This window comes from Rhizobium cauense (genome assembly GCF_019511525.1).
GTDB classification, from domain to species: domain Bacteria; phylum Pseudomonadota; class Alphaproteobacteria; order Rhizobiales; family Rhizobiaceae; genus Rhizobium; species Rhizobium cauense.
In genome coordinates this window covers 1-1957 of the sequence record NZ_JAEUAT010000052.1, presented here as the reverse complement: position 1 = coordinate 1957, position 1957 = coordinate 1, and the positions used below count along the sequence as shown (strand labels likewise).

At 59.7% G+C, this 1957-nt stretch carries 1 protein-coding gene and 1 pseudogene; both read left to right on the top strand.

Features of this window, described 5'->3' with window-relative positions; genetic code table 11:
* The first annotated feature begins 164 nt into the window (after nucleotides 1-164).
* Nucleotides 165-1241, top strand: a complete 1077-nt coding sequence (locus tag JNB88_RS33065) for an IS110 family RNA-guided transposase (RefSeq protein WP_220359159.1) — start codon at nucleotides 165-167, stop codon at nucleotides 1239-1241.
* A gap of 249 nt (nucleotides 1242-1490) precedes the next feature.
* Nucleotides 1491-1957 (top strand): annotated as a pseudogene (locus JNB88_RS33060) (calcium-binding protein); the annotation flags it as partial.

Here is a 1957-nt window from a genome sequence, read left to right as displayed (position 1 = left end):
ATGACAGGTGGGATTGAGCAGGGATAGGAGGTGGCATGAAAGTGCCGCATCCTTAGAAGGAACGGATCACTGAGATGCAGATGGTTATCGAGGAACAGTCACGCTTCCAGCCTTTCGGCTTATCCTGTTGGGGTTTTGCAAGTCTCAACAAGGGAGTTGGAAGCATGACTGCCTTTTATGATTACCATATCGGTGTCGATTACCACAAATCGTACAGCCACCTGGTGGTACAGGACAGCAGCGGCAAGACGTTGCGCTCCGGTCGCGTGAAGAACGATCGACAGTCGCTCGACGCGTTTCTCGAACGCTACCGCGAGAACAGTCACGCGGTTGTCGAGGCGACACGCAACTGGATGGTGATATACGACTGGCTCGACGACATTTGTGATGATGTCGTTCTCGCCCATCCGTTGAAGGTCAAGGCGATCGCCGACGCTAAGATCAAGACTGACAAGATCGATGCGACGGTACTGGCGCATCTGCTGCGAGCCGACCTGGTGCCAGAAGCTTGGGCCCCCGGCGAACGGGCCCGAGAGCTGCGCGTCGCCCTGCGCGAACGGATGTTTTACGTGCGGCTACGGACGATGACGAAGAACCGCATTGTCACGGTGTTTGATCGTTATCCCGAGCAGACCGCACAACTGAGGACGCTTGGCGATCTGTTCGGTAAGGCCGGCCGGGTCCAGCTGGCTCAGGTCAATGTCTCAGAAATCGACCGCATACAAATTGATCGTGGCCTTGAGTTCATCGCCGACATTGATGTGCGGATCAAGCAGTCGGAGGCAACGATCCGGGCCATGACCAAGACCAATGCTAACGTCAAGCTGTTGAAGACGATCCCTGGTATCGGTGAGTTCTTCGCCCGGCTGATTGACGCAGAGATTGACGACATCAAGCGCTTCCGCAACCCGAAGAAGCTAGCCGCCTACGCCGGCCTTGTACCCTCGACTTATTCGAGCGGCGGCAAGACGTTCCACGGCAAGATTATCAAGCAGGGCAACAAGTGGCTGCGCTGGGCCTTCGTCGAGGCGGTCTCTCCCGCCATCGCCACCAATCCGGAGCTTCGCGCCCAGTATGAACACTTGAAGACCAGAGGAACAAACAAGGCGCGGGTAGCCATCGCGCGCAAGCTCTTGACGATCGCCTTCCAAATCCTGCGTGACCAGCGCGTCTACGAGCCGCGCGGCGCCAACATCACGGAAGGCGTCGACGATATCCCGGTTGTCCTGATGACGCTCTAGCGAGTCCGGCAGGTTCTGGACTGCGCTCATCTAGGAGAATGGGAGACCGGGAGCCGAACGCCACTATGTGACCCAGCCACCGGCATCAGGGTCACGGATTGGAGAATGGTTGCGTACCGCACGACAGACCATTGTGCGGAAGGAATAATTGTGTCGAACGGCGCAAATGCCAGCAGCATAAATAGAACCCAAGGAAAAGCCGTCAATTGAGCGCGTTTTGTCCCTTGTGTTCTTTCATTGGAGAGCGTCATGGACGAAAGACTGATCCTCGGACTGCCCGACGACGGCCAGGCGGCCGTTGCTCCGGCCAACCGGTTCCGGCTTGCCGCGGAGAAGAGCGTCGACCGTCGGATCTACTCGCTGCCTTTGCTGTTCGGGGTGCTGGGCGCCGTGCTCGGCAGTGGCCGGCAGGCTGAGCAGCCGGTGCCGGAACAGAAGGCGGCCGGTCCGCAGCCGGCGGAAGCGCCGCCGGTTGCGGCCGAGACCAACCTTGCGGCGATCGAGGATGTCGCCGCCTTCCTGCGCGACATGACCGACGAGCTGATGGCGAGCACCGCAGGCGTGGTGCGCAAGCGCCATGTCGCCTCGGTGCGGCTGAGCTTCGAGGACATGCCGCTGCCGCGCAACCCGAACCTTGCCGACACCGTGCTGCGGGCCTTCAACGCCAATGACAATGAGGGCCGCGTCGGCATCAATGGCGAGAGCTTCCGCTTTCC